Source organism: Streptomyces sp. NPDC005302, assembly GCF_040607345.1.
In the GTDB taxonomy this organism is placed as follows: domain Bacteria; phylum Actinomycetota; class Actinomycetes; order Streptomycetales; family Streptomycetaceae; genus Streptomyces.
On the sequence record NZ_JBEXGN010000006.1, the window covers coordinates 182285 to 209115 of the forward strand.

Here is a 26831-nt window from a genome sequence, read left to right on the forward strand (position 1 = left end):
ATCAGGCACAGGGCCGCGCGTGTCGTGCCGCAGCCCGCGTCAAGCATGTCCCGGCGTACGCTCCCAGAAGCGGAACCCCGCTTGTTTCCCGCCATTTCCCTGCGCGAAACACGGATTCCGGTGTGACTTGCACGACGTTGGACGGGCCCGGCCTGACCTACCCGGCCGGGGAGGCGTAGCCTTTATTCCCGCTGTCCATCACCTTGTGAAGCGGAAGAGGGCGGTTGCCGCCGTGTCGCCACAGTCCCCCAGTAACTCGAGCACTTCGACCGAGGACCAAGCCGGGAAGAACCCCGCTGCCGCCTTCGGACCCAACGAGTGGCTCGTCGACGAGATCTATCAGCAGTACCTCCAGGACCCGAACTCCGTAGACCGAGCCTGGTGGGACTTCTTCGCCGATTACAAGCCCGGGGCGCCCGCCGTCTCGGCTCCGGCGGGTACTGCGGCCGCGGGGGCCGCAGGGACCACCACACCCGCGCCGGCCGCTGCGGCCGCGCCCGCGCCGCCCGCGGCGCGCCAGGCTCCCCCTCAGGCGGCTCCCGCCGCTCCGGCCGCGCCCGCGCCCGCTCCGGCGGCCGCTCCCGCGGCTCCGAAGCCCGCTGCCGCCGCCCCGGCTCCCGCGAAGGCCGCTCCGGCCGCCGCGCAGCCGAAGGCCGAGCCGGCCACCGAGGCGCCCGAGGGCCCCGAGTACGTGACCCTGCGCGGTCCCGCCGGTGCCGTCGCGAAGAACATGAACGCCTCGCTGGAGGTGCCCACGGCCACGTCCGTGCGCGCGGTCCCGGTGAAGCTGCTCTTCGACAACCGCATCGTGATCAACAACCACCTGAAGCGGGCCCGGGGCGGGAAGATCTCCTTCACCCACCTCATCGGCTACGCGATGGTGCAGGCCATCAAGGCCATGCCGTCGATGAACTGGCACTTCGCGGAGAAGGACGGGAAGCCCACCCTCGTCAAGCCCGCGCACGTCACCTTCGGACTCGCCATCGACCTGGTGAAGCCGAACGGCGACCGCCAGCTCGTCGTCGCCGGCATCAAGAAGGCCGAGACGCTGAACTTCTTCGAGTTCTGGCAGGCCTACGAGGACATCGTCCGCCGGGCCCGTGACGGCAAGCTGACGATGGACGACTTCTCCGGTGTCACGGTCTCGCTGACCAACCCCGGCGGCCTCGGCACCGTCCACTCGGTCCCGCGCCTGATGCCCGCGCAGTCGGTCATCATGGGCGTCGGCTCCATGGACTACCCGGCGGAGTTCCAGGGCACCTCCCAGGACACCCTGAACAAGCTCGGCATCTCGAAGGTCATGACGCTCACGTCGACCTACGACCACCGGGTCATCCAGGGCGCCGCCTCCGGCGAGTTCCTGCGGGTCGTCGCGAACCTGCTCCTCGGCGAGCAGGGCTTCTACGACGACATCTTCGAGGCCCTGCGGATCCCCTACGAGCCGGTCCGCTGGCTCAAGGACATCGACGCCAGCCACGACGACGACGTCACGAAGGCCGCCCGCGTCTTCGAGCTGATCCACTCCTACCGGGTCCGCGGCCACGTCATGGCCGACACCGACCCGCTGGAGTACCGCCAGCGCAAGCACCCCGACCTGGACATCACCGAGCACGGCCTCACCCTGTGGGACCTGGAGCGGGAGTTCGCGGTCGGCGGCTTCGCCGGCAAGTCCCTGATGAAGCTGCGCGACATCCTCGGCGTGCTGCGCGACTCGTACTGCCGCACCACCGGCGTCGAGTTCATGCACATCCAGGACCCGAAGCAGCGCAAGTGGATCCAGGACCGCATCGAGCGCTCCCACTCCAAGCCGGAGCGCGAGGAGCAGCTGCGCATCCTGCGCCGGCTGAACGCGGCGGAGGCCTTCGAGACCTTCCTGCAGACGAAGTACGTCGGCCAGAAGCGCTTCTCCCTGGAGGGCGGCGAGTCCGTCATCCCGCTCCTCGACGCCGTCATCGACAGCGCGGCGGAGTCCCGCCTGGACGAGGTCGTCATCGGCATGGCCCACCGCGGCCGGCTGAACGTCCTCGCGAACATCGTCGGCAAGTCGTACGCGCAGATCTTCCGCGAGTTCGAGGGCAACCTCGACCCGAAGTCGATGCACGGCTCCGGCGACGTGAAGTACCACCTGGGCGCCCACGGCACCTTCACCGGCCTGGACGGCGAGCAGATCAAGGTCTCGCTCGCGGCGAACCCGTCCCACCTGGAGACGGTCGACCCGATCATCGAGGGCATCGTCCGCGCGCGGCAGGACATCATCAACAAGGGCGGCACGGACTTCACCGTCCTGCCGGTCGCCCTGCACGGTGACGCGGCCTTCGCCGGCCAGGGTGTGGTCGCCGAGACGCTCAACATGTCGCAGCTGCGCGGTTACCGCACGGGCGGCACGGTCCACATCGTCATCAACAACCAGGTCGGCTTCACGGCCGCCCCGGAGTCGTCGCGCTCCTCCATGTACGCCACCGACGTGGCCCGCATGATCGAGGCGCCGATCTTCCACGTGAACGGCGACGACCCCGAGGCCGTCGTCCGGGTCGCGCGGCTCGCGTTCGAGTTCCGTCAGGCGTTCAACAAGGACGTCGTGATCGACCTCATCTGCTACCGCCGCCGCGGTCACAACGAGTCCGACAACCCGGCGTTCACGCAGCCGCTGATGTACGACCTGATCGACAAGAAGCGCTCGGTGCGCAAGCTGTACACCGAGTCCCTCATCGGTCGCGGCGACATCACCCTCGAAGAGGCCGAGCAGGCGCTTCAGGACTTCCAGGGCCAGCTGGAGAAGGTCTTCACGGAGGTCCGCGAGGCCGTCGCCCAGGCGCCCGAGGCACATGTCCCGGACGTCCAGGCCGAGTTCCCGGTCGCCGTGCCCACCGCGGTCTCCCAGGAGGTCGTGAAGCGGATCGCCGAGTCCCAGGTCAACATCCCGGACAACGTCACCGTGCACCCGCGGCTGCTCCCGCAGCTCCAGCGCCGTGCCGCGATGATCGAGGACGGCACGATCGACTGGGGCATGGGCGAGACCCTCGCCATCGGTTCGCTGCTCCTGGAGGGCACGCCGGTCCGGCTGTCCGGCCAGGACTCGCGCCGCGGCACCTTCGGCCAGCGTCACGCGGTGCTGATCGACCGGGTCACGGGCGAGGACTTCACCCCGCTCCAGTACCTCTCGGACGACCAGGCCCGCTACAACGTCTACGACTCGCTGCTCTCCGAGTACGCGGTCATGGGCTTCGAGTACGGCTACTCGCTGGCCCGCCCGGACGCGCTGGTCATGTGGGAGGCGCAGTTCGGCGACTTCGTCAACGGCGCGCAGACGATCGTCGACGAGTACATCTCGGCCGCCGAGCAGAAGTGGAACCAGACGTCCGGCGTCACCCTGCTGCTCCCGCACGGCTACGAAGGACAGGGTCCGGACCACTCCTCGGCCCGTATCGAGCGCTTCCTCCAGCTGTGCGCGCAGAACAACATGACGGTCGCGCAGCCGACGCTCCCGTCGAACTACTTCCACCTCCTGCGGTGGCAGGTGCACAACCCGCACCACAAGCCGCTGGTGGTCTTCACCCCGAAGTCGATGCTGCGTCTGAAGGCCGCGGCCTCGAAGGCGGAGGAGTTCACGACGGGCGAGTTCCGTCCGGTCATCGGCGACGACACGGTCGACGCGGCCGCCGTGCGCAAGGTCGTGTTCTGCGCCGGCAAGCTGTACTACGACCTGGAGGCCGAGCGGAAGAAGCGCGGCTCCACGGACACGGCGATCATCCGCATCGAGCGCCTGTACCCGCTGCCGGGTGCCGAGCTCCAGGCGGAGATCGCCAAGTACCCGAACGCCGAGAAGTACCTGTGGGCCCAGGAGGAGCCGGCGAACCAGGGTGCCTGGCCGTTCATCGCGCTCAACCTGATCGACCACCTCGACCTCGCGGTCGGAGCGGATGTCCCGCACGGTGAGCGACTGCGCCGCATCTCGCGTCCGCACTCTTCGTCGCCCGCCGTCGGTTCCGCGAAGCGGCACCAGGCGGAGCAGGAGCAGCTGGTGCGTGAGGTGTACGAGGCCTAGGCCTCGGCTCCCTCGCCACGGCAGCACGAACGAAGGGCCCGGCCCGAGTCCCTGTGGACTCGGGCCGGGCCCTTCGGCGTTGCCTTCCCGACGACTCCCCCGTACGGGGGACCGGGCGCCGGGCTCAGGTGGACTGGGGCTCGAAGTCCCAGTGCGGCCGGTTGCGGGAGCGGGCGGAGATGGTGTGGACGTGCCGGGCGCCGAGCGTGGCGTCGAGGTCGGACAGGGCCTCCTGCTCCACCTTCTCGGCCTCCTGCCGGTCCGCCATGCCGCGCAGGTCGGCGGCGAGCGCGACGCGCGCGGACAGGGTGAGCGGATGGGTGCGGCCGAGGGTCTCGGTGGCCCGGGCGACCGTCTGCCGGCTCAGCTCCGTGGCCGGCTCGGGACCGATGACGAGGTTGCGCAGGGCGGCGGCGTTCAGGGCGCAGCCGAGCGTCCAGGGATGGTGCTCGCCCACCGCGCCGGTCATGTCGGCCAACGCCTGCTCGACGACCTCGTGCGCCTGGTCCCACTCCCCCACGCTGCGCAGGATCAGGGCGTGGTTGGCGCGGGCGCCGACGATGAACGGGTGGCCCTCGGGCAGCATGATCTCGTACCGGGCGAGGACGGCCTCGCCGATCTCCCGTGCCTGGTCGATGTCACCGTGCTCGCGGTAGAAGCAGCTCGTGCCGACGGCGAACCGGAGGGTCTGCGGGTCGGTCTCGCCGAGGACCCGCTCGCAGCGCTCCAGCACACTGGAGAACATCGGGCCCGCGGCGGTGCGGTCGCCGGTGCGGTACTGGCACAGGGCGAGGTTGTGCTCGGCGTCCAGGGTCTGCGGGTTGTCGCGGCCCATGACGTTGCGGTGCTCGCGCACGCTGGCGCGCTGCGCGGACTCGGCCTCGGCGTACCGGCCGAGCAGACGCAGGTCGGTCGCGTAGGAGATCTCCGAGTACAGCGTCCAGGGGTGCCGGCCGCGGAGCAGCAGGCGGCGTGACTCCAGGGTGCGCAGGTCGGCGTCGTGGGCGTCCTGGTAGCGGCCGAGGAGGCGGAAGGAGACGGCCAGGTTCTTCTGGGCGTTCAGGGTGCGGGAGTCCGCGTCGCCCAGGAGGTCGCGGTACAGCGCCAGGAGCCGCTCGGAGAGCCGCAGGGACTCGTCGTAGCGGCCGAGGCCGCGCAGGTCGGCGGCGAGTCCGCCGAGGGCGCGCAGATGGTCGAGGTCCTGCTCGCCGCGCTGCTCGCGCAGGTGCTCGACGGTGGCGCGCTCCAGGACCTCGGTGCCCTGGTAGTCGCCGGCGGCGCGGAGCAGGTTTGCGTAGTGGTAGGTGAGTTCCCAGACGCGCGGGTGGTTCTCGCCGAGGAGTGGCTTCCAGGCCGCCAGGGCGCGCTCGCCGAGCTTGGTGCCGGCCCGGTACTCGCCCGAGATGTACATGTAGCGCAGGCAGTTGAAGACCAGCGACTGCACGGCGGGGTCCTTGCTCTGCAGGACGTCCGCGAACTTCAGGTGCGGGACGATCTCGGCGTAGCCGGGCCACAGGCGGGTGTCGGTGGGCCGCCGGGGGTCGGCGGCGGCCAGGGCGCGCCGGACGACGTCGACGAACTCGCGGCGGTCCTCGTCGGGCATGTCCTTGTGGACGATCTGGTGGACCATGCGGTGCAGGTAGAGCGACTCGCCGGAGGAGGCGGTCTCGTCGCCGGCCGCCTCGTGGGACTCCAGGCGGACGACGGAGTACTGGCGGAGCTGGTTGATCGCCCGGTTCCACAGCAGCGGGTCGTTGAGCAGGCCCGCGATCTGTTCGGGGAGCTGGTCGTGCGGCATCTCCTTCAGCAGGCGTACGGGGATGAAGCCGGGCGCGAAGAAGGTGCACAGGCGCAGCAGGTCGACGGACTCCGGGACGGTGTCGCGGAGTTTGTTGAGGAGTATCGACCAGGCGGTCTGGAAGGCGACCGGGAAGTCGGCGGAGATCTTGACGACGTCCTGGTCGATGCCGCCGTCGAGCAGGGCGATGTACTCCTGGACGGACAGGTCGGAGTCGTTGAGCCAGCCGGCCGTCTGGTCCAGCAGGAGCGGCAGGTCCTCCAGTGCCTCGGCGAGCTGGTCGGCCTCGGGTTCGGTGAGGCGGGGCGCGCGGCGGCGGATGAAGGCGACGGACTCGTCGCGGGCGTAGACCGGTACTTCGAGCAGCTTGCTGTTGTGTTCGGACCACTCGGGGTTGCGCGAGGTGATCAGGACGTGTCCGGGCCCGGTGGGCACGAGGTCGTAGATCTGGTCGGGCTCGTCGGCGCCGTCCAGGATCAGCAGCCAGCGGCCGTAGGGCTCGCCCCGGCGCAGCGAGTCGCGTACGGCACGCAGCCGCTCGCCGTACTCGGCGCCGGTGCTGAGCCCCAACTGCGGTGCCAGTTCGGCCAGTCGGCGCCGGTAGGTGACCCGCTTCTCGGCGTTGACCCACCACACGACGTCGTACTCGGAGCCGAAGCGGTAGACGTACTCGGCGGCGAGCTGGGTCTTGCCGACGCCGGACATGCCGTGCAGGGTGACGACGCTGGCGCCCGGCTCGGCGCCCTGGAGCAGGTGGTAGGCGTCGTTCAGGAGCGGCTCGCGGCCGGTGAAGCGGGTGTTGCGGCGCGGGACGCCGCCCCACACCTCGGGCATGGCGGCCGGGTAGCGGGGGCCGCGCCGGGCACTCTCGGTGGCTTCCGGCAGCGGTTCCGAGGGCAGGTCGAGGCGGTCGAGGACGCGGCGTTCGGCCTCGTCGGCGCCCAGGTTGTTGAGGTCGACGGCGCCGAGGACGGCGGTGGCCGTGGGGACCGGGCTGGTGGTGACGGAGACGGCGGCGAAGCGGGACGGGTCGGGGGCGACGACCTCGCGCAGCGCGGTGTTCCACTCCTCCTGGGTGCGCGGGCCGAGCTGGAAGTACCACTCGCTGACCACGATCAGGATCCGGCCCTGGGCGAGGGTCAGGTCGCGCAGCAGGTCGACGAGCGGGACCTCCGCCGGGGAGTCCCAGCGCTGGTAGACCACGCGGTGGCCGCGCCGCTCCAGGCGGTCGCCGATCCAGGCGGCCCAGGCCCGGTTGAACCCGGCGAAGCTGATCGTGACGGTCTGCTTCACGGCCCCCCTCTCGGCTGGCCGGACCGGCGTACGAGCTCCAGACATGCAGCGGCCTCCCCGCGCGTGATTTTAGAACCGCCGCGAGGGCCTGCGATAGGGCGCCGACACAGCCGCCCGCCGCCTGCCCACGGTCCTTGGTCAAACGTGTTCAGCGACGATCTTGGCGCACGGAGGGTCCCGCGTCCGGGAAGCCGCAGCTTTCGGCGAGGATGGCTCGATCCGGCCGGTGGCGTGAAGGCATTCACCGGCGGGGCGTGTGCCGCTGTGTCCACAGCGTGCGGGCGGCCCGTACGTAGGCGGTGGCCCGCGCCGTCTGGCCGCGCGGGGCGGGCTGCTCGGCGAGCCGTTCGTACACCTCGACCATGCGGTCGACGAACTGGCGTCCCCGCGTGGTCAGATCGCCGGATCCGACGAGCGCGGGCAGGACCGCACCGACCTGCTCCTGGTAGCGGGCGTGCCGGGCCCAGGCGGCGTCCCGGTCGGCGGGGTGCCGTGCGGCGAGCGCGGTGCGCTGGAAGAAGTCGGCCAGCGCGAGGTGGGAGTAGGCGCCCTGCAACAAGCCGTCGTAGGGGCGCGGATCGGGACGCCAGGGCGCGAAGTGCCGTGCCTCGTCGTCCGCGTGATGGAGCGTCGTCATGTCGCCGAGCGCAGCGAGTTTGGTGTGCTGTATCTCGTGGACGAGGGTGGCGGCGAAGGCGGTGGCGGTCGCCGGGGCGCTGCTCAGGACGGCGCCGAAGGCCTCACGGCGGGTGCCGCTGCAACTGCCGGCCGCCCGGCCCGGCGCCGCTCCGGGGGGCGCGGAGAGGGGGACGAGGCAGCGCAGCAGGGCCGCCGCTTCCATGAGGCGCCGCTCGCCGCCGAGACCGAGCGCAGCCGCCGTGCCGGACCAGGCGTGCAGCCAGTGCTTGCGGTCGGCGTCGTCGAGGGTGACGGGGCCGCTGAGCGTGTACGGCCGGGGTCCGCCGCGCGCCGTCCGGTAGGGGTCGAGGTCGTCGAGCGGCATCGGCGCGGAGCCCGGCAGCAGCCCCGGCAGCGCGTACGCGGGGGTCCAGGCCGGCGCCTCCGACCACGCGCCGACTCCGCTCTGCGCCTGGACGACCACGTCGGCCTCGCCGGGCAGCCGGAACGTCAGCCGTCCCCGCCGGTGCACGACGCCCACCTCGGTGTCCCCGGGCCGGCCGGTGCGCAGCGCCCCGAGCGAGGGCAGTGTGAGGACGCCGTCGCGCGCGCTCAGGCGCACGGCGCAGGACACCCCGGCGCGGACGGCTCCCACGACGGCGAGCGCCCCGAAGTGGGCGAGCGCGCGGGCCGGTTCGCGGGGGTCGCGCTCGGCGGCCGGGCCAGTCACGGTGCCGAGTCCGCGCAGGGCGTCACGGGCCCAGGGGCCGGTGAAGGGGTGCAGGAGCAGGGACCGGACGCCGGTCGGGGGCGGGTCGGGGAGAGCGGGGGCGCAGGTGTCGTGGCCGGTCCGGTGCGGGGGGCGGGACGGCGACGGCGCGCCGTCCGCGGGGACGTGACCGTTCCCGTCACCGGTGGACCGTTCGGCCGGGGGCCCGGGCGCGAAGGCGTCCGGGTCCCGGGCGGGCGGTCCGGCCGCGAGGTCGGACGCGTCACCGCTCGCCGGGCCGAACACCCCTGTCGGCGAGCCCACTTGGTTCGGCCCGGTCCCGGGGGCCGGCCTCGCCCCGGTGCCCGTCCCGGCCGCCGGGCGCGCGCGGTGGGCGGCGCGCTCCAGGCGCTCCGCCTCCTCCAGGAGGGCCCAGTCATCGTGCAGCCGGTTCAGGGCGGCGGCGGGCAGGACGCGCGCGTCGGCGGCCTCCGCGGCGTCGAGGACCGCGCGGAGCAGGAGCAGCCGTCGCGTGTGCTGGTCGCGCACGAGCAGCCCGAGGGTCTCGGGACCGCCTTCGGTGCGGCCCAGTTCGGTCAGGGCCCGCTCCGGGACCGGCGGCAGGATCACGGGGCGCCTCCTTCGGAAGCGCCGGGGCCGGCGACGGCCCCGGCCAGTCTCCCCGCGACGTGCCGGATGAACCGCTGGAGGTCGGCGCAGTAGACGGACGGGTTGGCGAAGCCCTGCCCGGCCCGGTAGCGGTGCGCGTAGTGCCCGCCGCCGCAGACCGTGAGCAGCGGGCAGGCCCGGCAGTCCGCAGCGAGCGCGGCGGCACCCGCCTGCCGGGCGGCGATCCCGGGATGGCCGAGAGCCTCGTCGAAGCCGTGCCGGAAGACGTCGAGTCCGGTCTCGGCCGCCCCCGCGTAGCAGGACTTCAGGGAGTCGACCTGTTCGATGGAGCCGTCGGTCTCCACGACGACGGCGTCGAACGGCGCGAGCCCGAGCGACTCGGTGGCGGCGGGCAGCCCGAGGAGCAGCGCGAGGCACTCCTCGAAGAGCCGGACGCGGGTCTCCCGCCGCCCGGCCCCCCACCAGCGGTCGAAGACCGCGCACAGCCAGTCCCCGTACGGGGTCGCGCCTGCGGCCCAACGCAGTGGCGGCGAGGTCCAGTTGCCGTGCGGGAGCAGCAGGTCGAGGGCGGGTGGCCGCAGTGCGAGCAGTGACTCGTACAGCTCGACCGGGTCCGTCGCGGGGTCCACGACGGTGAGGATTCCGGCGTACGCGCGGGGGTGGTGCGCTGCGATCAGGCGGGCGCCCCGGGTGGCGGCGGGCCAGGAGGGGCGTCCGGCGCGGTCGGTGCGCAGCGTGTTGTGCTCGGGCAGGCCGCCGTCGAGGCTGATGCCGACGCGGATGCCGTGCCGGGCGAGGACGGCGAGCCGGCGTTCGGTGAGCAGGGTGGCGTTGGTCTGGACGGTGGCGTGCACCGTGCAGTCGTCCGGGACCAGGTGGCGGACGCGGTCGGTGAACCGGGCGAGGGTGCCGGCGCCGGCGAGCAGCGGTTCGCCGCCGTGCAGGACCAGGGACAGGGCGGTCGAACCGTGGGTGCGGGCGTGTTCACCGATCCGCCGCGCGGTGTGTTCCAGGACGGCGGGCGGGGTGGCGGCGGGGCGGGTGCGCCAGCCGTGGTCGGGGCCCTCGTAGAGGTAGCAGTAGCGACAGGCGAGGTTGCAGCGGCCGTGCATCTTGACGATGAACTGCCGGAAGGGGAAGGGCGGTTCACCGGGACGCGCCGCAGCGGCGTGCGACGGGGCGGGGCCCGGTGGGCGGGAGGTCGCGGTGGCGCGCGGACCGGGATGTGGGGTGTCCCGGTGCGGGGTGGACGTCGTGGGGATCGCGGAGGTCACCTCTTCCGACACTCCGGCACCCCCATGACGTACGGCCCCTCGGTTCCGCGGCGCGCACCGCGCCTCGGCCCCTGCCCGTACGGGGCGGCATTCCCGGGCGGGGCCCGGACACAAACGCGGAGCGTCGGAAGTTGTCCGGTTCAGTCACCGGAGCGGACCGGAACTGACGTCTTGCGCGACCGCGTCGGCGTTCCCCACGTCCTTCGCGCCCTTCAGAAGGAGTTGTTGAACCCCCACAGGATCTCGCTGGGCTGTCCCGCCCGTTCCCGCAGATCGGCCAGCACCTCGTCCAGCACCGGGTGCCGGACGGCCCGCAGTTCCGCGAGGTCCAGTTCCAGCAGGTCGGGCAATTCCGCCGGCCCCAGCGGGCGGTCCCCCGTGACGTCCGCGTCCCGTGCTTCATCCCGTACGCCCATGTCTTCCCCCTACGCTTCCCTGTCGCCGCACCGGCGAACGCCGGCGGGCACCTTCGCTCACTCCAGCTCGGCCAGCCGTTGCGCCGTCTGCCGGGCCGTCGGCTCGCCCGTGCCGAGGGCGCCCTCCGGGAGCCTGGACCACTCGGTCCGTGCGGCCCGGTAGGCCTCCCGGGCGGCCCGCGGCCGTGCCGCCGCCTCGTAGGACATACCCCGCCAGTGCTGCGCCCGCGCCCCCAGTTCCACGGCCTCCTGGCGCTCACGGTCCGTCTCCGCCTCGCCCTCGGCGTCGTGCGCCGTCTCGGCGGCGGCCCGGAAGGCGTCGATGGCCTCGTCGAGACGGGCCTTGCGGCCGAGGCTCTGGTACGCCTCGAACTGCGCCTGCCCGAGTTCGAGCCAGCAGCGCGCGGTGGTCAGCGGCGGGCCCTCCTCCAGCGCCGCGAGCCCGAGAAGGTGCTCGGCCTCCCGCAGGTCGACCCGGTCGCCGCGGGCGCGGTAGCGCAGCATCAGCGCGCGGCCGAGCAGCAGCAGGCGGTGGGCGAGATCGCGGCTGCCCGCCGGGGTCTCGGCGCGGCAGTCGCGCAGCACCCGGATGGCCCGGGACAGCGATTCGGCTCCGCGGTCCAGGACCGCGCGGTGCAGCAGGGCCTCGCCCCACTCGGCCAGGACGTCCGCGTGCGCGGGGGCGTCCCGGGGCACTCCGCGGGACGCCTGCTGGAACCGGTCGGCGGCGTCCTGGAGTTCACGGGGGTCGCCGCTCTCGGCGTACCGGGCCACGTGGACGCGGCCGGCCCGCACCTGCAGGGCGGCGCGCAGTCCCTGGTCGCGGGTCAGGCCGAGCGCCTCCTCGACGTGGGCACGGGCGTCGTCGAGAGGGCCGCCGGACCGCAGGACCGCGTCGACGAGGTCGAGGAGGATCCGGACGCGCGCGGTCTCGGCGGCCACGCCGGTCGCGCTCGCGGGGCCGGGTTCGAGGGCGGCGCGCAGGGAGTGGGCGCCCTGTTCCGCGTAGAGCCTGGACTGTTCGTGGTCGGCCGTGGCGCCGGAGAGGCGGAGCAGCACGCGGCCGTGGGCGAGCGGCAGTTCGGACGGGCGGGGCTGCTCGTCGGGCCAGGCGTCGGCGAACGCCTCCAGCATGCCGACCGCGCCCTGCAGAAGGGCGCTGTCGCCGCCGAGGCGCCACTGGGCCTCCAGGGCGCGGACCCGCTCCAGGGTGAGCCGCAGGGCCTCGGTGTCCTCCAGGCCGGGCGCGGCGCAGGCCACCGCGTACTCGCGGTCGGCGCGCCGCAGCAGGTCGAGCGCGCCGCGCCGGTCGCCGCGCCGCCTGCGGTCGGTGGCGGCGGCGTGCAGTACCCGGGCGAGGGCGGCGCGTTCGCGCAGGGCCCGGGGGTGCGCGACGGCCCGTTCGGCGGCGGCCTCCGCCTCGCGCAGCAGGTCGGCGCCGCCCTGTACCTCCCACAGCCGCAGCACGCAGGTGGCGTACTCCGCCCAGAGCTCCGGGTCGGCGCCCGCGGGCCGTTCGTGTTCGGTCGCGCCGCGCAGCAGTTGGACGGCGTCGATGAGGTCCTGCACCATGCCGTCGCTGTCGAACTGGCCGGCCAGGGTGCGGGCCCGGATCACCGCGGCGTGGGTGGGCCGGCCGCCGGGCACGTCGTCGCGGCCGCGCCCGCCGTACAGCGCGAACTGTTCGGGCAGCGGCATGAAGCGCTCCAGCACCCGGGCGGCGACCTCGGCGAAGGGCTGCGGTACGAGGGTGGCGCCGCCGTTGTCGCCGTTCTCGCCCGCGTATCCGGTGCCGGGCGGGTACGGCCGTCCGGAGCCGCCGTCGCCGAGCTGGGCGAGCGCCAGGGCGGGGAAGTTGGGGCCGCCCCTGCCGAAGCGGTGCTCGATGTACTCGGAGCAGTGCTTGAGGACGAGCATGGCCTCGTCGCGGCCCAGGGGTGACAGCAGGGCCTCCTGCACGCCGGGGGCGAACTCGTACCACTGGGCGCCGTCGTCGCCGTGGTCCTCGGTCTTGGCGCGCGAGACCAGTCCGCTGAGCAGGACCTCCGCCAGTTCTGAGGGCCCGGAGTCGGGGAGCATGGTGCGCTGGACGAGCTGCATCACGGGGAGGCTGAGAGGGGCCGCCGCGAGGTATCCGGCGAGCCGCCCGGCGGCCTTGGAGGCGTTGGACCGGAACCGGCTGACCAGTTCCAGTCCGGACAGCCGCCGCCCGGCGCGGGGTCCCTGGGCCGGGCCGTGGTCGTGAAGGACCCATCCGACCGCGCCGGCGACGGGTCCCGCCCCGGCCCCGGACAGCAGCCGCGCCCAGGCACCGAGGGCGGTGGGCTCGGGGGGCAGGACCGGCACCGGGAGGGCGCCCGCGCGTGCCTCCGGCGGCGTTCCTGCGGGCAGCCGGACCTTCAGCGTGGCGGCACCCGCGAGGGCTTCACCGCGCGTCAGGCGGCCGTAGGAGACCGGGAGCCGGGTGCGGTTCCACATGCGCTGCGGCAGCGGCTGGAGCACCGCGACGGGGCCGAGCCGGGACAGGTGGTGGAGCAGCCGGTGGGCGCGGCCGCTGTGCCACAGGGGACCCGCGCAGTCACTGACGAGGAGGGTGACCCGGCGGCCGGTGGGGTCGCTGAGCCGGTCGGCGGAGTGCAGCGGGGCGGCGCCGGGTTCGGGACTGCGGCTGACCGCGGGCTCGCCGTCGGGCCCCTGGTGCAGATGGCTGACCTCGATGCCCCAGAAGGCGCCCAACTGGCCGAAGACCTGCTCCAGTTCGGTGAACATGCGGTCCCAGACACGCATGGACGAGGAGGCGTCCATGACCAGTTGGAGAGCCGCGTCGGCGCGGGTGACACCACGGAACACCGGAAGGACCAACCCGCCCGCGCGGGCGCTGAGTTCGGCGGTCGCCGTCTCGTCGAGGGCGGTGCGCAGCGGCGGCGCCGCGGTCCGGTAGCCCTGCAACGGGCGCAAGGCGCGCTGGAGTTCGAGCGGAGAGGGGAACGCGGGCGCTGCCGGTACGCCGACCGGCAGCTCCGCCGCACGGCCCCGCACGGGTCCGCGGGGCGCGCCGTCCCGCGGAACCGGGTACAGCGCGACGCGCCGGTCCGTGCGGGCGTCCTGCCGGGGCGGCGCGGTCCCGTCGCCGGGCGGCGGGCGGTCGGTGTCGCGCGGATCGGGCCGTACGGGAAGCGGATCGCCGCCCGGCGTGACCGCTCCGTCCGGCGGCGCACTCCCCCGCCCGCTCTCCACGGCGTCCGTCGGACGGGACCAGCGCGCCAGCCACAGCGCGTCGGCCAGTTGTCCGGCGTCGGGATCGAGCCCGATCTGCCGCATCCGGGCGATGAGTTCGGCGATCGGGTCGCCGCCGGGCATCAGCGCGTCACCTCGGGCGGTCGAGTCGCTGGATGAGCAGGTCGGCGAGCCGGTCGCGGCTGGGCGGGGCGGCCGCGTCCGTGAGATAGATGGCGTTCAGGAGCTGGTCGGCGGCGACGAGTTCGCTGCGCGAGCGCTCCAGGAAGTGCGTGATGAGATCGTCCCCGACGCGCGCGGCCTCGTCACCCAGGTGGGCGCGGACGAAGGTGGCGAGCCGCTTGTGGTCCGGGCGGCCGAGTTCGAGGTGGATGCAGCGGCGCATCAGCGGGGCCGGGAAGTCGCGCTCGCCATTGCTGGTGAGGACCACGAAGGGGAAGGCGCGGCAGCGCACCCGCCCGTCACGGACCCGCGCCTTGCTGCCGTCGGCGGTGAGCACCTCGGCCTCGCCGCCGGGCAGCCGGTCGGCGACACGCTCCAGCTCGGGGATCGCGAACTCGCCCTCCTCCAGGACGTTCAGGAGGTCGTTGGGCAGGTCGATGTCGCTCTTGTCGAGTTCGTCGATGAGCAGCACGCGCGGGGTGTCGGACGGGAGCAGCGCGGTGCCGAGCGGGCCGAGCCGGATGTAGCTGCCGATGCCCTCGACGGAACCGGGGGCGCCGGGCGTGGCCGGGCCGGCGCCCTGGGGGGCGGCGATCTGCACGTCCTGGAGCCGGGCGATGGCGTCGTAGTGGTACAGCCCGTCCTGGAGTGTGGACCGGCTGACGATGGGCCAGCGCAGCACGTTGCCCAGGCCGAGTTCGTACGCCACCGAGTGCGCGAGAGTGCTCTTGCCCGCGCCGGGGCTGCCGGTGACGAGCAGCGGACGGCGCAGGTACAGCGCCGCGTTGATCATCTCCAGCTCCTCGGCGCCGGGCCGGTGCAGTTCGGCCAGATGCCGGTGCGCGCCCAGCCTGCGGTCCTCGGAGCCGTCGGCGCCGGCTCCGGCCGCGTCCCGGCTCGCGAAGTCGCGCCACGGCGGCGGGGCCGGAAGGCGGTCCAGGCCGTCGTGGGGTTCGCCGGCACCCCGGTAGATGAGCCACTCACTGGATTCGGTCATTGCCCAGTCCTCGTCGTCACTCGTCCACCACGGCAGCCGTCGGAGTCTGCATCACCGTATCGACCCTCGGGAGGCCCCGTAAGGTCCCAAGGCGGGCTCACGGCAGCCCACTTGGGCTCGCCCGGCGCATCGCGGGACCGTGCCCCGGCCCGTGCGGTCACGGCGCCTCCAGCAGGTCTCCGGTGCCGGGCAGGGGCCGGCGGGGGTCGTCGTAGAAGAGGGCGATCCCGTCGGCCCAGTAGGTCTCCGGTTTACCCGCGCGCAGCCCGGCACGCAGGGCGTGCACCAGCTCGGGGAGCCGGTCCGCGCCGCCCGCGCCGGCGACCGTGTCGCCGGCTCTGCGGTGGAACTCGCCGCAGACCGCGTCGGCCTGCCCGCGCCAGCGCCGCCACAGGGCCACGCCGTAGCCGCCGTGCACGATCCGCACGAGCGCCACCCGGTCGTCCTCGAAGCGGTGGTCGCCGTACCGGCAGAGCACCGGGACGGTCCGGTGCGGCAGCCCGCGCAGCGATTCCGCGGCGGGGACGGGCACCCGCAGCCCGTCCTCGCAGTCGAGGACCTCGGCCTGGGCGCCGTGCGTGTGGATCCACTTCCAGCGCGCCTCCCGCACGTCCCGCTCCTCCTCGGGCAGCGGCTCCTCCTTCCCGTCCGGGAGTCCGCTCCCGTCGCCGGGGTCGGGCAGCTGTTCCCGGTCGGCGCAGCGCACGACGACGGGGCGGTACGCGCCGAGCGGCGGTTCGTCGGCGCCCAACTGCCAGGCGTCGACGTCGAGTCCGAGCAGCAGATGGGGCAGTGCGACCTGGAGGTCGGCGGGCCGCCCGGGCTCGTCGCACTGGCGGAAGGCCTCCGCGAGGGCCGGCGCGAGGACGGCCGGCAGATCCTCCAGCACGGTGCGTTCGCCGTCGCGCAGCCGCACCACCTCGCCGGTCGGCCGGCCGACCGCCACGTGCCAGTCGCAGCGGCCCGGCTCCCAGCCGAGCTGCTCCAGTTCGAGCAGGACGAACAGCCGGGGCGCACGGTCGGCGCTCCGCGCGGGTGCGCGCGCCGCCCCTGCCCCAGCCGACGGGCCGCGCGGCGGCAACTGGAGCCGCTCGATCCACTGTTGGCCCAGGCGGCGCCGGTAGCCGGGGCCGGGGCGGCCCTCGGCGGTCTGCCGCACCCATTCCCACAGGGCCCGCTCGGCGGCCTGGGTTCCCGGGGTGACGAAGGGCCGCTCGGCGGACATGGCCCGCATCGCGTAGTCGAGGACGAGGTCCAGGGCGGCGTCCTGGCGGGAGCTCTCGTACAGCGCGCCGAGTCCGTCGCGCCAGCCTCGCGGCGCCGGGTGCGGGATCGCGGTCTGGTCACCGAGGAGGGATTCGAGCAGACCGAGGAGGGCGCGGGTGCTGACCGGCGGCGGCAGGTCGGCGAGCCGGCCGAGCAGCTGGGTCCGCTCCTCGGGGCTCAGCGCCCGGCCGGGGCGGGCGCCGAGCTGGTTCTGCACGTCGGCCCAGGTGCTGCGGTCGGTGTCGGGATGGCGCTGCCGGTCCCGGTGGTAGCGGTCGTGGGCGTGGAAGACGGCCTGGTAGCTGTCGTCGTGCTCGGCACGCGGCTCCTCGGCGGGCACCGGCAGGGACCGTAACTGCTCGACCCCGGTGCAGGTGCCTCCGAGTCCGCGGTCCGCGCGCGACTTGAGGACGCCGACGACCTCTCCGCGTACGGGATCGACGACGGGACCGCCCGACACGCCGGGCGGCAGCACGTCGCCGCCCAGCCGGATCTGCTCGTCGTCGGACCAGCCGCCGAGGGTGCCCTGCACCGTGCAGGTACCGCTCAGCCGGCGCAGCTCCCCGCCGACCACGGACCAGCCGGAGTAGAGGACGACGGCCTCCTCGTAGTAGGCCGCCGGGCGCTCGGTGACGTAGGCGCAGTCGTGGTCCACGGGTTCGCTCAGCCGCACCAGGGCGAGGTCGGGCGAGGGCCAGGTGCCGCGCGCGGGGAGGCGGACGTGATCCGGGAGTGCTGTCGCCACCACTCCCGCGACGGCGGACGTGCCCCGGCCCGGCCCTGTCTCGTACACCACGGTCACCTCGTCCCCCTCGCCGCTCCGGACCACGTGCGCGCAGGTCAGAACCCAGTTCGGAGCGATGAAGAAGCCGCTCCCGAGGAACGTGCCGGGTTCGTCCAGGGCATACCCGGCACCCGCTCGATGGATGCGTACGGTGGCCGCCATGACGAGGTCGTGCAGCGCACGGTGGCCGTTGCCCGGGCCGCCCGGTGCTCCCGGGGCGTGCCCGTCCTTCATGCTCCGCCCCCGCCGGGGGCGTCGTCGGCGCCGCCGTGCGCCGGGGCGCCGGGAGACGCGCCCGCGTGCGGGAGGGCCGTGGTGTCGTCCAGGTCCGGCGGGCCTCCGTTCCAGGTGAGCGTCACGGTGATGCCCGCCTTGGCCTCGCCGTCCGCGAGCAGGCCGACCACCTTGCCGGCCTTCGCGGTCAGCTCGATGCCGAACTCGACGCTCACCTCGTCGGGCCGCACGGCGCGCAGCGGCGCCGCGAGCGAGCGCGCGACACTGGTGATGACCGAATGCAGGCTCTCGACCTGGGCCTCGACCCGTTCACCGAAGCCGACGTCCGACAGGGACAGCTCGCCGGACTGCTCCTCCAGCTCGTCGGCGCCCGAGATCCGGGCCCACACCGGTGTCCCGTCCGGCATCTCGATCCGTGCGATCCGGGTCACTGCGTCACCCATGGCATCCCCCGTTCCCCCACGCCCCCGTGGTACCGCCGACCTCGCAGGCTAGCCCCAGGTCCCCGCACACGACAGAGGCCCTTCACGGGCACAGCGGCCCGCCTATCCTTTTCCCAGCGCGTCCCAGCGTTCCACTTCCCCTGCACCGACGGAGCACCATCCATGTACTTCACCGACCGCGGCATCGAGGAACTTGAGAAGCGGCGCGGCGAGGAAGAGGTCACCTTCGAGTGGCTCGCCGAGCAGCTGCGTACGTTCGTCGACCTCAACCCGGACTTCGAGGTCCCGGTGGAGCGGCTGGCGACGTGGCTGGCCCGGCTGGACGACGAGGACGACGACGGGGACGAGGAGTAGCCCCTCGCCGCACCCGCCCTCTCGCGCCTGCCGGCCCCTGCCCGTCCGGGTCGCCCCTCGCGAGGAAGCGCTCAGGAGCGGGCGCGCAGACGGTCGTACGCGAGGCCGAGGGCGCCGCGGGCCGTCAGGACCGAGCCCGCGACGATCCAGCCGCCGCCGCGGTGCCGTAGTCCCCAGGCGGTGAGCGGGAGGCCCAGCGCCAACTGGGCGACGGCGAGCGCACGGGCTCGCGGGCCGCGCAGCCAGGGCCCGAGCGCGCCGCCCTCCACGACGTCGAGTTCGGCTCCGACGGCGCCGCGCCAGCCGGCCCACTCGACCTGTTCCGCGTCGGGCAGGATCCGGGCCGCGCCACGGAGCCGGTCGGCGGGCTCCCCGGGGGCGAGACCGGCCGGGAGCAGCAGCCCCGCGCGCGTGAGGACGGCGAGCAGTCCCCGCACGCGTGCCGGGGCGTCGGCCTCCGGATCGGACCGGGTCAGCGGCTCCAGAGCCTGTACGTCGAGCACGGGGTCGAGCCCGAGGCGCGCCGCGAAGGTGCGCATCGCCTCGTCCTCACCGACCGGGGTGCCGTCGGCGAGCCATTCGTAGCCCACGGGCCGGCGGAAACCGGACGCCAGGGTGAAGCCGCTGCGGTCGGTGTCCCACCACAGGGCGAGGACGGGCCAGAGGGCGCCGACGGCCAGGGCCGTGGCCCAGCCGGTGAGCACACGGTCGACGGGTTCCGCCCCGTCCTGCCAGGGTTTTCCCTCGGGAACCAGCAGGCTCCACTCGGCGCCCGCTCCGGCGAGCACCATCCGCTCGCGCAGCAGCGTGGCCGCCGGGGCGACGGCCTCGGGGCGGGCCCGGCAGAGCAGGAGCGCGCCAGGGGCACGGGCCGGACGGTCGTCCCATGGCGTGCCGGAGGCAGTCGACATGGTGCCACTTTAGGGCGATTTGCCCACTTCAGCGCTGCGATGCCACCGGAACGGGTGTCTTGACTTTCCGTATCCGCGATATATCGTGAATAGCGCTAGACGCGATATGGCGCGTCGAGTTCGGGCCCGCGAGCGGGTCCGGCCCGGTCGAGGAGGTCTGCACCATGTCCGAGTGGTCCGTGGCAGAGCCGAAGAAGCTCTCCTTCGACGACCCGGTGACGACGCTGCGCGTGCGCGTCGTCAACGGAACAGTGAACGTCGTGGGGACCGACGAGGGTTCCGCCCGCCTGGAAGTGTCCGAACTGGAGGGGCCCCCGCTCCAGGTCGCCCACAAGGACGGCACGCTCACCGTGGCCTATGAGGATCTGCCCTGGAAGGGCTTCCTCAAGTGGTTCGACACCAAGGGCTGGCGCCGCTCGGCGGTGGTCTCGCTGGCCGTTCCGGCCGGCACCCGCGTCGAGGTGGGCGTGGTGGGCGCCGCCGCCGTGGTCTCCGGGGTGGACGGACAGGTCGAGGTGAAAGGCGTCAGCGGTGACACGACCCTCGTGCGCGTCGCCGGCCCGACCCACGTCACCACCGTCTCCGGAAACCTGGAGGCCCAGGCCGTCACGGGCGACCTGCGCTTCAACTCCGTCTCCGGCGACCTGACCGTCGTCGAGGGCTCCGGCTCCTCCGTGCGGGCCGAGTCGGTGAGCGGCTCGATGATCGTCGACCTCGACGCCGCGGGCGCCCCGACGGACGTCCAGTTGTCGAACGTCTCGGGCGAGATCGCCATACGGCTCCCGCACCCGGCGGACGCGGAGGTGGAGGCCAACACCGCGAGCGGTACCGTCTCCAGCGCCTTCGAGGACCTCCGCGTCGGCGGCCAGTGGGGCGCCAAGAAGATCACCGGCCGGCTCGGCGCGGGCAACGGCCGGCTGAAGGCGGTGACCGTCTCGGGCTCCATCGCCCTGCTGCGCCGGCCCCCGGCGGAGGAGGAACCCTTCGAGGACACCCCGAAGGCGACGGACCCCCCGAAGCCCACGGACACCCCGAGCGCTCCCGAGGCCACGGGCATTCCGCAGGCCGCGGACCTGACGAAGGGCACGGACGGCCCCGAGACGGCCGGACCGGACGACGCCACCGCGAGCGACGGTTCCGGCGGAGGCCGCCCGGCCGACACCCCGACCGACAAGAAGGTGCTCTGAGATGGCTCCCGTCTTCGCCCACGGCCGACTGCGTCTGTACCTCCTCAAGCTCCTGGAGGAGGCGCCGCGCCACGGGTACGAGGTGATCCGGCTCCTGGAGGAGCGTTTCCAGGGGCTGTACGCACCCTCGGCGGGCACCGTCTATCCCCGGCTCGCCAAGCTGGAGGCCGAGGGGCTCGTCACGCACACCTCCGAGGGCGGCCGCAAGGTGTACGCGATCACCGACGCGGGCCGCGCCGAACTGGCCGACCGCAGCGGCGAGCTGGCCGACCTCGAACTGGAGATCCGCGAGTCCGTCGCGGAGCTGGCGGCGGAGATCCGCGCCGACGTGCGGGGCGCGGCCGGTGACCTGCGACGCGAGATGCGGGCCGCGGCCACGGAGGCTCGACGCGGCGGCGCCAAGGGCGCGGCCGGCGCCGATCGTCACGACTCCGCGGCGGGTGGCTCCGGCGGCATCGACGACTTCCAGGACAGGGAGTCCTGGCGGGCGGCCAAGGAGGAGATGCGGCGCGTCCGCCAGGAGTGGAAGGAGCAGGCCCGCCGCGCGAAGGACGAGAGCCGCCGCGCCCGCGACGAGGCCCAGCGTGCCCGCCGCCAGGCCAAGGAGGCCCAGGAGCGGGCCCGCGCCCAGGCGCAGGAGGAGATGCAGCGCATGGCCAAGCGCGTCCAGGACCAGGTCCAGGACCACTTCGCGCGGGGCGACTGGCCGACGGGCGTCCGCGAGGGACTGACCGAACTGGCCAAGGAGTTCGGCGACTTCGGAAAGAACTTCGGCAAGGACCTGGGAAAGGACTTCGGCAAGGACTTCGGCTTCGGCCGCACCCCGACCGGCGCCCCCGCCGAGCCGGAGTACACGGCCACCCCGGAGGACTTCCCCGCGGAGTACGAACCCTCCTGGGCCCACGAGGACTCCACGGGCAACCCGGCCCGCGATCTGGACCGCCTCCTCGACCGCTTCCGCGACGACATCCGCGACGCGTCCCGCGACCACGGCGTGACGGAAGCCCAACTCAGCGACGTCCGGAGCCACTTGTCGGCAGCGGCGGCGCACATCGCATCAACCCTGAGAAACAAGCGGGTGTAGCCGACCGGACGGGTCGGCCGCGATCCCGGCCCCTCCGCCGGCCCCCTGGCCGCCGACAGGCCCCTCAGCCAGACCGGGCCAGGCCCGACCGGGGGCGCGAGCGGAACGGCCGGCGACCGCCCGGGGTCACAGGCCGACCGGCGCGCCGCCGACCGACCGGGGACGCCGGACCGCAAGCCCGCGAGCCGGACCACCGGGGACACCGGTGCCCGATCCGATCAGCCCGTATCCACCAGCAACGCCGGGACGGTACCCACTCGCGACGCCGGAGCCCGAGTCGAGGGGTCGGGTTCGGCCTGCGTACCCCTCGGCGCCAGGCAGTCCCCGGCACCTCCTCGGGGACGAGCAGGGCATGGCCCCGGTCCGAACGCCCGAGCCGGCGCCGGGAACCGTGCCGGAGTCGCCGCACCGGCACGGACGGATGTCACTCGGCCGGACCGGCCGGCCGGACCGGGGCCGGCTGGACGCACACAGCGCCCCGGCCGACCGCCGGCTCACCCTCCCCCACTCCCCCGGTTCCCTTCACCCCGCCTCCGCCACCCCGCCCCCCTCTCCGTAGAGCAGGCGGGTCACCGAGGCGTGGGTGACGCCGTGGTCGGCGAGGACCTCGGACGCCAGGCCGCCTTGCAGGGTGATGGCCAGGAGCAGGTGTTCGTCTCCGATGTGGCGGTCCCGGCGGGCCACGGCGACACGCAGGGACCGGGTCAGGACGTCCTTGGCGCTCTGCCCGAAGGGCCGTCGCCCGGCGCGGCGGCCGCTCGCACCCCGCCCGCCTCTCTCCAACGCCCCTTCGCCGTGCGCCTCCTCGATCCGGGCGACGATCTCCGACAGATCGATGCCGAGCCCGGAGAGGGCATCCGCGTCGGCACGGGACAGCCCGCCCCGGCGGCGGGCCTCGGCGAGGTCCCGTTCCAGCGACTCCCGCGGGCCGGCCGACCTCAGCGACCCGAGGGCGAAGGAACCCCGGCTGCCCTCGCGGTCGAGGAGAGCGAGGAGCAGGTGCTCCTCCTCCACGGTCGCGGCCCCCACCCGCTCCGAGTGCGACACCGCCCCCGTGACGACGGCCCGCGCGTCCTTGGTGAAGCGTTCGAACATCACTGCCTCCCGTACTTCTTGTGCACGGCCTGCCTGGTCACTCCGAGTTCCGCGGCGATCTCCTGCCACGACCAGCCCTGATTGCGCGCACTGCGCACCTGTACCGCTTCCAACTGCTCCAGCAGCCTCCGCAGCGCGGAGACCGCCCGCAGCCCGACCCGCGGATCGCGATCACCCGCGCGCTCGGCAAGATCCGTTGCTTCGGTCATGATGTCAACTTACATTGACAAGAGCTCCTCGTCAACCAACGTTGACGCCAGACAGGTGTGAGGGCACCCGCACGGGCGCGAGAACAGGCGCGAGCACGGGCACGGGCACGCGAAACGGCGGGCCCGGAACCCGGACCCGCCGCACGCATCGGCTCCCGCCGCCGGTTTCCGGTCAGCTCCCCGTCAGCACGATCTTGCCGAAGTGGTCACCGGCCTCCAGCCGCTCGAACCCCTCGCGGGCCCGGTCGAGCGGCAGCACCTCGTCGATGACCGGCCGTACTCCGGTCGTGGCGCAGAACGCCAGCAGGTCCTCCAACTCGTCCTTCGTGCCCATGGTCGAGCCGACGACCTTGAGTTCGAGGAAGAAGATGCGCGTCAGCTCGGCGTGCGAGGGCCTGTCCCCGCTGGTGGCGCCGGTGATGACGACGGTGCCGCCGGGACGCAGCGACTTGATCGAGTGGGACCAGGTGGCCGCGCCGACCGTCTCGATGACCGCGTCCACGCGCTGCGGCAGCCGCGCCCCGGACTCCAGCGCCTCGACGGCACCGAGTTCGAGCGCCCGCTTCCGCTTGGCCTCGTCGCGGCTGGTGGCGAACATCCGCAGGCCGGCGGCCTTCCCGAGCACGATCGCCGCGGTGGCGACCCCGCCGCCCGCACCCTGCACGAGCACGGAGTCGCCGGGCCGCACCCCGGCGTTGGTGAACAGCATGCGGTACGCCGTCAGCCAGGCGGTCGGCAGGCAGGCGGCCTGCTCGAAGGAGAGCTCGCGGGGCTTGGGCAGGACGTTCCAGGACGGTACGGAGACCTGCTCGGCGAAGGTCCCCTGGTAGCGCTCGGTGAGGATGGAGCGGGGTTCCGTGGGGCCGACCCCGTGGCCGGTCTGGCCGATGACGGAGTGCAGGACGACCTCGTTGCCGTCCTGGTCGACTCCGGCGGCGTCACAGCCGAGGATCATCGGGAGTTTGTCCTCGGCGAGACCGACTCCGCGCAGCGACCACAGGTCGTGATGGTTGAGGGAGGCGGCCCGTACGTTCACGGTGGTCCAGCCGGGCCTTTGTTCGGGAGCCGGACGCTCCCCCAACTCCAGGCCGTTCAGCGGCTGGTCACGGTCGATTCGGGCGGCATAGGCAGCGAACATGGCCCCGACGATAGGCTCCGCCCCCTCCCGGCGGAACCGCCTCCCGTTGTGACACGCGTCCCTGGAGGCGAGGAATCAGCATCACCGGCGTTCGAGGAGCGGGGGTCCGGGGGCAGCGCCCCCGCTACGGGACGGGCAGGGGCGGAGGGGGCGAAAAACAATGACCCCGCCGGGAGACAGCTCCCGGCGGGGTCACAGCGAACGCGTGCTCAGCGGCGGGCCACACCCTCCGCACGGGCAGCGGCGGCCACAGCGGCGGTCACCGCGGGCGCCACCCGCTCGTCGAACGGCGAGGGAATGACGTAGTCCGCGGCGAGGTCGTCACCGACGACCGCGGCCAGCGCCTCGGCCGCGGCGATCTTCATGGTCTCGGTGATCCGGGAGGCCCGGACCTGGAGAGCGCCTGCGAAGATGCCGGGGAACGCCAGCACGTTGTTGATCTGGTTCGGGAAGTCCGACCGCCCGGTCGCGACGACGGCCGCGTACTTGTGGGCGACCTCGGGATGCACCTCGGGGTTCGGGTTGGCCATCGCGAACACGAAGGCGCCCTCCGCCATGGAGGCGATCGCCGGCTCCGGCACCGTACCGCCGGAGACGCCGATGAAGACGTCGGCGCCCGCGAGAGCGGCCTCCAGCGAACCGGAGAGGCCGGCCCTGTTGGTGATCTCGGCGAGTTCCCGCTTGACGTCCGTGAGGTCGTCCCGGTCCCGCGACACGATGCCCTTGCGGTCGGCGACCGCGACATCGCCGATGCCCGCCTCCAGCAGGAACTTGGCGATGGCCACACCGGCCGCGCCCGCACCGGAGATCACCGCGCGCAGCGATCCGATGGAGCGTCCGGTCAGCCGGGCGGCGTTGCGCAGGGCCGCGAGCGTGACGATCGCGGTTCCGTGCTGGTCGTCGTGGAAGACGGGGATGTCCAGGCGCTCCTGGAGCTTCCGCTCGATCTCGAAGCACCGCGGCGCCGAGATGTCCTCCAGGTTGATTCCGCCGAAGGAGGGCGCGAGCCGGGCCACGGTCTCGACGATCTCGTCGACACCGGTGCAGGCGAGCGCGATCGGGACCGCGTCGACGCCGCCGAACTGCTTGAAGAGGATGGCCTTGCCCTCCATGACGGGGAGCGAGGCCTCGGGGCCGATGTCACCGAGCCCGAGCACGGCCGTTCCGTCGGTCACGACGGCGACCACGGACGACTTCCACGTGTAGTCGTGGACGAGTTCCGGCTGCTCGGCGATCGCGCTGCACACCTTCGCGACGCCGGGCGTGTAAGCCAGGGACAGGTCGTCCTTGTTGCGGACCGGCACGGTGGCTTGCACAGCCATCTTGCCGCCGCGGTGCAGCGCGAAAGCAGGGTCGAAGGAGTCGAGGGGCTCCGCCCCGTCTTCCTGATCCGTACTGCTGTCGCTGCGAGGATTGACGATCTCCGCTGCCACTTTGTTTTACCCCTTAAGTCTTCAGTGTCTGAGGGTGACCACTCCTGGTTGAGGGGTGGGCGGGCACCGCGCAGGCCCTGCCGCCGTGGTTGCGTACGGGCGGCTGCGCGACGGGCGCGCCGCACACGCGCCCTGAGCCCCGGATGAGGGGTGTAAAGAACCTTCTTACCCGACGCACGGTGTCGCGGACGAGTCCATAACGCCAAGATCACACGCCGGTGAGATGACTCATGCCTGGATCCGTTGACAATTCAGGACAAGCGATCATTCGGCCCAGGGCGCGCAGTAGCGGCCGTCCGCAGGGTGGAGTGCGCCGAAGATCTTCCGGTCGGAAGGAGAGATTCCCGCACAAGATCCGGTCAGGTCCTACCGGCCCGTAGCGGTTCGGGGGTCACCCGTTATCCGATTTTGACATAGCGGGCACCCTGAATGCCGTAGTCCGAATGGCAAGATGCCGTCATCACAGGAGGTCGCGACACACGAAGGTGTGTGATCTCGTCGACCTGTCGGCTACTCCCTCATCCGCCGGAGGACCCTCATGACCGCACGCACCACCCGTCGTACGACCGCCGCGCAGTCCCGGATAGCAGCGGCCGGTGCGATCGCGGTCGCCGGCGCTCTCATCCTCACCGGCTGCGGTGACCAGACGGACAAGAGCGGCAGCTCCACGGAGTCCGCCAAGTCCAACAGCGCCCCGCTGTTCTCCAAGCTGCCCAAGAAGATCCAGGACGCGGGCGTCATCAAGGTCGGCACGAACGCCGAGTACGCCCCGATGGAGTCCACCGAGGGCGGCAAGATCGTCGGCGTCGACCCCGACCTGGCGGACGCGCTGGCCAAGCAGCTCGGTGTGAAGTTCACCTTCACCTCGGGCTCCTTCGACGGCCTGATCACGGCCGTCAACTCCGGCCGCTACGACATCGCGATGTCGTCCATCACGGACAACAAGCAGCGCCAGGAAGGCCTGGACGACAAGGGCAAGAAGCTCGGCGAGGGCGTCGACTTCGTGGACTACTTCACGGCCGGTACGGCCATCTACGTGAAGAAGGGCAACCCCAAGGGCATCAAGGGGATCGAGGACCTGTGCGGCCAGACGGCCGCCGTGCAGCGTGGCACCACCTACGAGACGGCCCTCCAGGACCAGTCCAAGAAGTGTAAGGACGCGGGCAAGAAGGCCATCAACATCGAGTCGTTCGAGAACGACACGGAGGCCCAGACCCGTGTGAAGGCCGGCGGCGCGGTCGCCGGCATCAACGACTACCCGGTGGCGGTCGACCTGGCCAACAAGGCCGACGGCGGCAAGGCCTTCCAGGTCATCAACAAGCAGTACGACGCCGGCCCCTTCGGCATCGTCCTCAACAAGAAGAACACCGAGCTGCGTGACGTCCTGAAGGAAGCCGTCGACGCGATCATCAAGGACGGCTCGTACCAGAAGGTGCTGGAGAAGTGGGGCGCCCAGTCCGGCGCGATCGAGCAGTCCGCCGTCAACGGCGGCAAGTAAGCCCGAGCGCACCACT

Annotated in this window: 18 protein-coding genes; 5 read left to right on the plus strand and 13 right to left on the minus strand. The window is 73.0% G+C overall.

Annotated elements, in window-relative coordinates; translation table 11 throughout:
* Positions 1-232: 232 nt before the first annotated feature.
* Positions 233-4045: a multifunctional oxoglutarate decarboxylase/oxoglutarate dehydrogenase thiamine pyrophosphate-binding subunit/dihydrolipoyllysine-residue succinyltransferase subunit gene (locus ABZT74_RS11500; RefSeq protein ID WP_356166612.1), complete on the plus strand. Its 3813-nt coding sequence runs from the start codon at positions 233-235 to the stop codon at positions 4043-4045.
* Between the two features lie 124 nt (positions 4046-4169).
* Here ABZT74_RS11500 and fxsT read toward each other — a convergent pair whose 3' ends face one another.
* From fxsT to ABZT74_RS11540, 8 genes are all read right to left on the minus strand, one after another.
* Complete coding sequence (gene fxsT, locus ABZT74_RS11505; protein WP_356434243.1) at positions 4170-7181, minus strand: FxSxx-COOH system tetratricopeptide repeat protein; 3012 nt, start codon at positions 7179-7181, stop codon at positions 4170-4172.
* A gap of 196 nt (positions 7182-7377) precedes the next feature.
* The gene (locus tag ABZT74_RS11510) at positions 7378-9090 is read right to left on the minus strand and encodes an HEXXH motif-containing putative peptide modification protein (RefSeq protein WP_356434451.1); all 1713 of its coding nucleotides are present in this window, start codon (positions 9088-9090) and stop codon (positions 7378-7380) included.
* On the minus strand, positions 9090-10214 hold the full coding sequence (locus ABZT74_RS11515; protein ID WP_356434454.1) for an FxsB family cyclophane-forming radical SAM/SPASM peptide maturase: 1125 nt from the start codon (positions 10212-10214) through the stop codon (positions 9090-9092). Before ABZT74_RS11515 ends, ABZT74_RS11510 begins: the two co-directional genes overlap by 1 nt.
* A gap of 365 nt (positions 10215-10579) precedes the next feature.
* Complete coding sequence (fxsA, locus tag ABZT74_RS11520) at positions 10580-10783, minus strand: FxSxx-COOH cyclophane-containing RiPP peptide (protein ID WP_356434245.1); 204 nt, start codon at positions 10781-10783, stop codon at positions 10580-10582.
* 57 nt (positions 10784-10840) lie between these two features.
* Entirely contained in the window at positions 10841-14143 is a 3303-nt protein-coding gene (locus tag ABZT74_RS11525; protein ID WP_356434248.1) for an SAV_2336 N-terminal domain-related protein, read from the minus strand.
* A gap of 7 nt (positions 14144-14150) precedes the next feature.
* Positions 14151-15179: a MoxR family ATPase gene (locus ABZT74_RS11530; protein WP_356434251.1), complete on the minus strand. Its 1029-nt coding sequence runs from the start codon at positions 15177-15179 to the stop codon at positions 14151-14153.
* 157 nt (positions 15180-15336) lie between these two features.
* Positions 15337-17463 (minus strand): trypsin-like peptidase domain-containing protein, encoded by a 2127-nt coding sequence (locus tag ABZT74_RS11535; protein ID WP_356434254.1) that lies wholly within the window; start codon positions 17461-17463, stop codon positions 15337-15339.
* Entirely contained in the window at positions 17460-17906 is a 447-nt protein-coding gene (locus tag ABZT74_RS11540; protein WP_356166600.1) for a CU044_2847 family protein, read from the minus strand. Before ABZT74_RS11540 ends, ABZT74_RS11535 begins: the two co-directional genes overlap by 4 nt.
* Before the next feature lie 162 nt (positions 17907-18068).
* Between ABZT74_RS11540 and ABZT74_RS11545 the strand changes: the two genes are divergently transcribed.
* Positions 18069-18260 carry a DUF6104 family protein gene (locus ABZT74_RS11545; protein ID WP_355882700.1) on the plus strand — a complete coding sequence of 64 codons (192 nt, stop codon included), beginning with the start codon at positions 18069-18071 and terminating at the stop codon, positions 18258-18260.
* A gap of 71 nt (positions 18261-18331) precedes the next feature.
* On the opposite strand, the gene ABZT74_RS11550 is transcribed toward ABZT74_RS11545, so the two are convergent.
* Positions 18332-19171 (minus strand): hypothetical protein, encoded by an 840-nt coding sequence (locus tag ABZT74_RS11550; protein WP_356434257.1) that lies wholly within the window; start codon positions 19169-19171, stop codon positions 18332-18334.
* Positions 19172-19335: 164 nt separating this feature from the next.
* On the opposite strand from ABZT74_RS11550, the gene ABZT74_RS11555 reads away from it, so the two are divergent.
* Together ABZT74_RS11555 and ABZT74_RS11560 are read left to right on the plus strand one after the other, a co-directional pair.
* Positions 19336-20358: a DUF4097 family beta strand repeat-containing protein gene (locus ABZT74_RS11555; RefSeq protein WP_356434260.1), complete on the plus strand. Its 1023-nt coding sequence runs from the start codon at positions 19336-19338 to the stop codon at positions 20356-20358.
* 1 nt (position 20359) lies between these two features.
* A complete protein-coding gene (locus tag ABZT74_RS11560; RefSeq protein WP_356434263.1) occupies positions 20360-21442 on the plus strand; it encodes a helix-turn-helix transcriptional regulator in 1083 nt (360 codons plus the stop codon).
* Between the two features lie 522 nt (positions 21443-21964).
* Here the strand turns inward: ABZT74_RS11560 and ABZT74_RS11565 are convergent.
* The 4 genes from ABZT74_RS11565 to ABZT74_RS11580 all read right to left on the minus strand — a co-directional run bounded on the left by ABZT74_RS11565 (position 21965) and on the right by ABZT74_RS11580 (position 25317).
* Positions 21965-22537, minus strand: a complete 573-nt coding sequence (locus tag ABZT74_RS11565; RefSeq protein ID WP_356166590.1) for a Clp protease N-terminal domain-containing protein — start codon at positions 22535-22537, stop codon at positions 21965-21967.
* Positions 22537-22746, minus strand: coding sequence for an HTH domain-containing protein (locus ABZT74_RS11570; RefSeq protein ID WP_081219377.1), 210 nt, complete (start codon positions 22744-22746; stop codon positions 22537-22539). Before ABZT74_RS11570 ends, ABZT74_RS11565 begins: the two co-directional genes overlap by 1 nt.
* 172 nt (positions 22747-22918) lie before the next feature.
* On the minus strand, positions 22919-23884 hold the full coding sequence (locus ABZT74_RS11575) for a zinc-binding dehydrogenase (RefSeq protein ID WP_355882715.1): 966 nt from the start codon (positions 23882-23884) through the stop codon (positions 22919-22921).
* A 209-nt stretch (positions 23885-24093) separates the two neighbouring features.
* Positions 24094-25317: an NADP-dependent malic enzyme gene (locus ABZT74_RS11580; protein ID WP_355882718.1), complete on the minus strand. Its 1224-nt coding sequence runs from the start codon at positions 25315-25317 to the stop codon at positions 24094-24096.
* Positions 25318-25855: 538 nt separating this feature from the next.
* Between ABZT74_RS11580 and ABZT74_RS11585 the strand changes: the two genes are divergently transcribed.
* Positions 25856-26815: an ABC transporter substrate-binding protein gene (locus tag ABZT74_RS11585; RefSeq protein ID WP_356166587.1), complete on the plus strand. Its 960-nt coding sequence runs from the start codon at positions 25856-25858 to the stop codon at positions 26813-26815.
* Positions 26816-26831 lie beyond the last annotated feature (16 nt).

Coding starts and splice junctions, on each gene's coding strand:
- fxsT (WP_356434243.1), bottom strand. CDS start 7,181: ATGTCTGGAGCTCGTACGCCGGTCCGGCCAGCCGAGAGGGGGGCCGTG.
- fxsA (WP_356434245.1), bottom strand. CDS start 10,783: ATGGGCGTACGGGATGAAGCACGGGACGCGGACGTCACGGGGGACCGC.
- ABZT74_RS11525 (WP_356434248.1), bottom strand. CDS start 14,143: ATGCCCGGCGGCGACCCGATCGCCGAACTCATCGCCCGGATGCGGCAG.
- ABZT74_RS11530 (WP_356434251.1), bottom strand. CDS start 15,179: ATGACCGAATCCAGTGAGTGGCTCATCTACCGGGGTGCCGGCGAACCC.
- ABZT74_RS11535 (WP_356434254.1), bottom strand. CDS start 17,463: ATGAAGGACGGGCACGCCCCGGGAGCACCGGGCGGCCCGGGCAACGGC.
- ABZT74_RS11540 (WP_356166600.1), bottom strand. CDS start 17,906: ATGGGTGACGCAGTGACCCGGATCGCACGGATCGAGATGCCGGACGGG.
- ABZT74_RS11545 (WP_355882700.1), top strand. CDS start 18,069: ATGTACTTCACCGACCGCGGCATCGAGGAACTTGAGAAGCGGCGCGGC.
- ABZT74_RS11550 (WP_356434257.1), bottom strand. CDS start 19,171: ATGTCGACTGCCTCCGGCACGCCATGGGACGACCGTCCGGCCCGTGCC.
- ABZT74_RS11555 (WP_356434260.1), top strand. CDS start 19,336: ATGTCCGAGTGGTCCGTGGCAGAGCCGAAGAAGCTCTCCTTCGACGAC.
- ABZT74_RS11560 (WP_356434263.1), top strand. CDS start 20,360: ATGGCTCCCGTCTTCGCCCACGGCCGACTGCGTCTGTACCTCCTCAAG.
- ABZT74_RS11565 (WP_356166590.1), bottom strand. CDS start 22,537: ATGTTCGAACGCTTCACCAAGGACGCGCGGGCCGTCGTCACGGGGGCG.
- ABZT74_RS11570 (WP_081219377.1), bottom strand. CDS start 22,746: ATGACCGAAGCAACGGATCTTGCCGAGCGCGCGGGTGATCGCGATCCG.
- ABZT74_RS11575 (WP_355882715.1), bottom strand. CDS start 23,884: ATGTTCGCTGCCTATGCCGCCCGAATCGACCGTGACCAGCCGCTGAAC.
- ABZT74_RS11585 (WP_356166587.1), top strand. CDS start 25,856: ATGACCGCACGCACCACCCGTCGTACGACCGCCGCGCAGTCCCGGATA.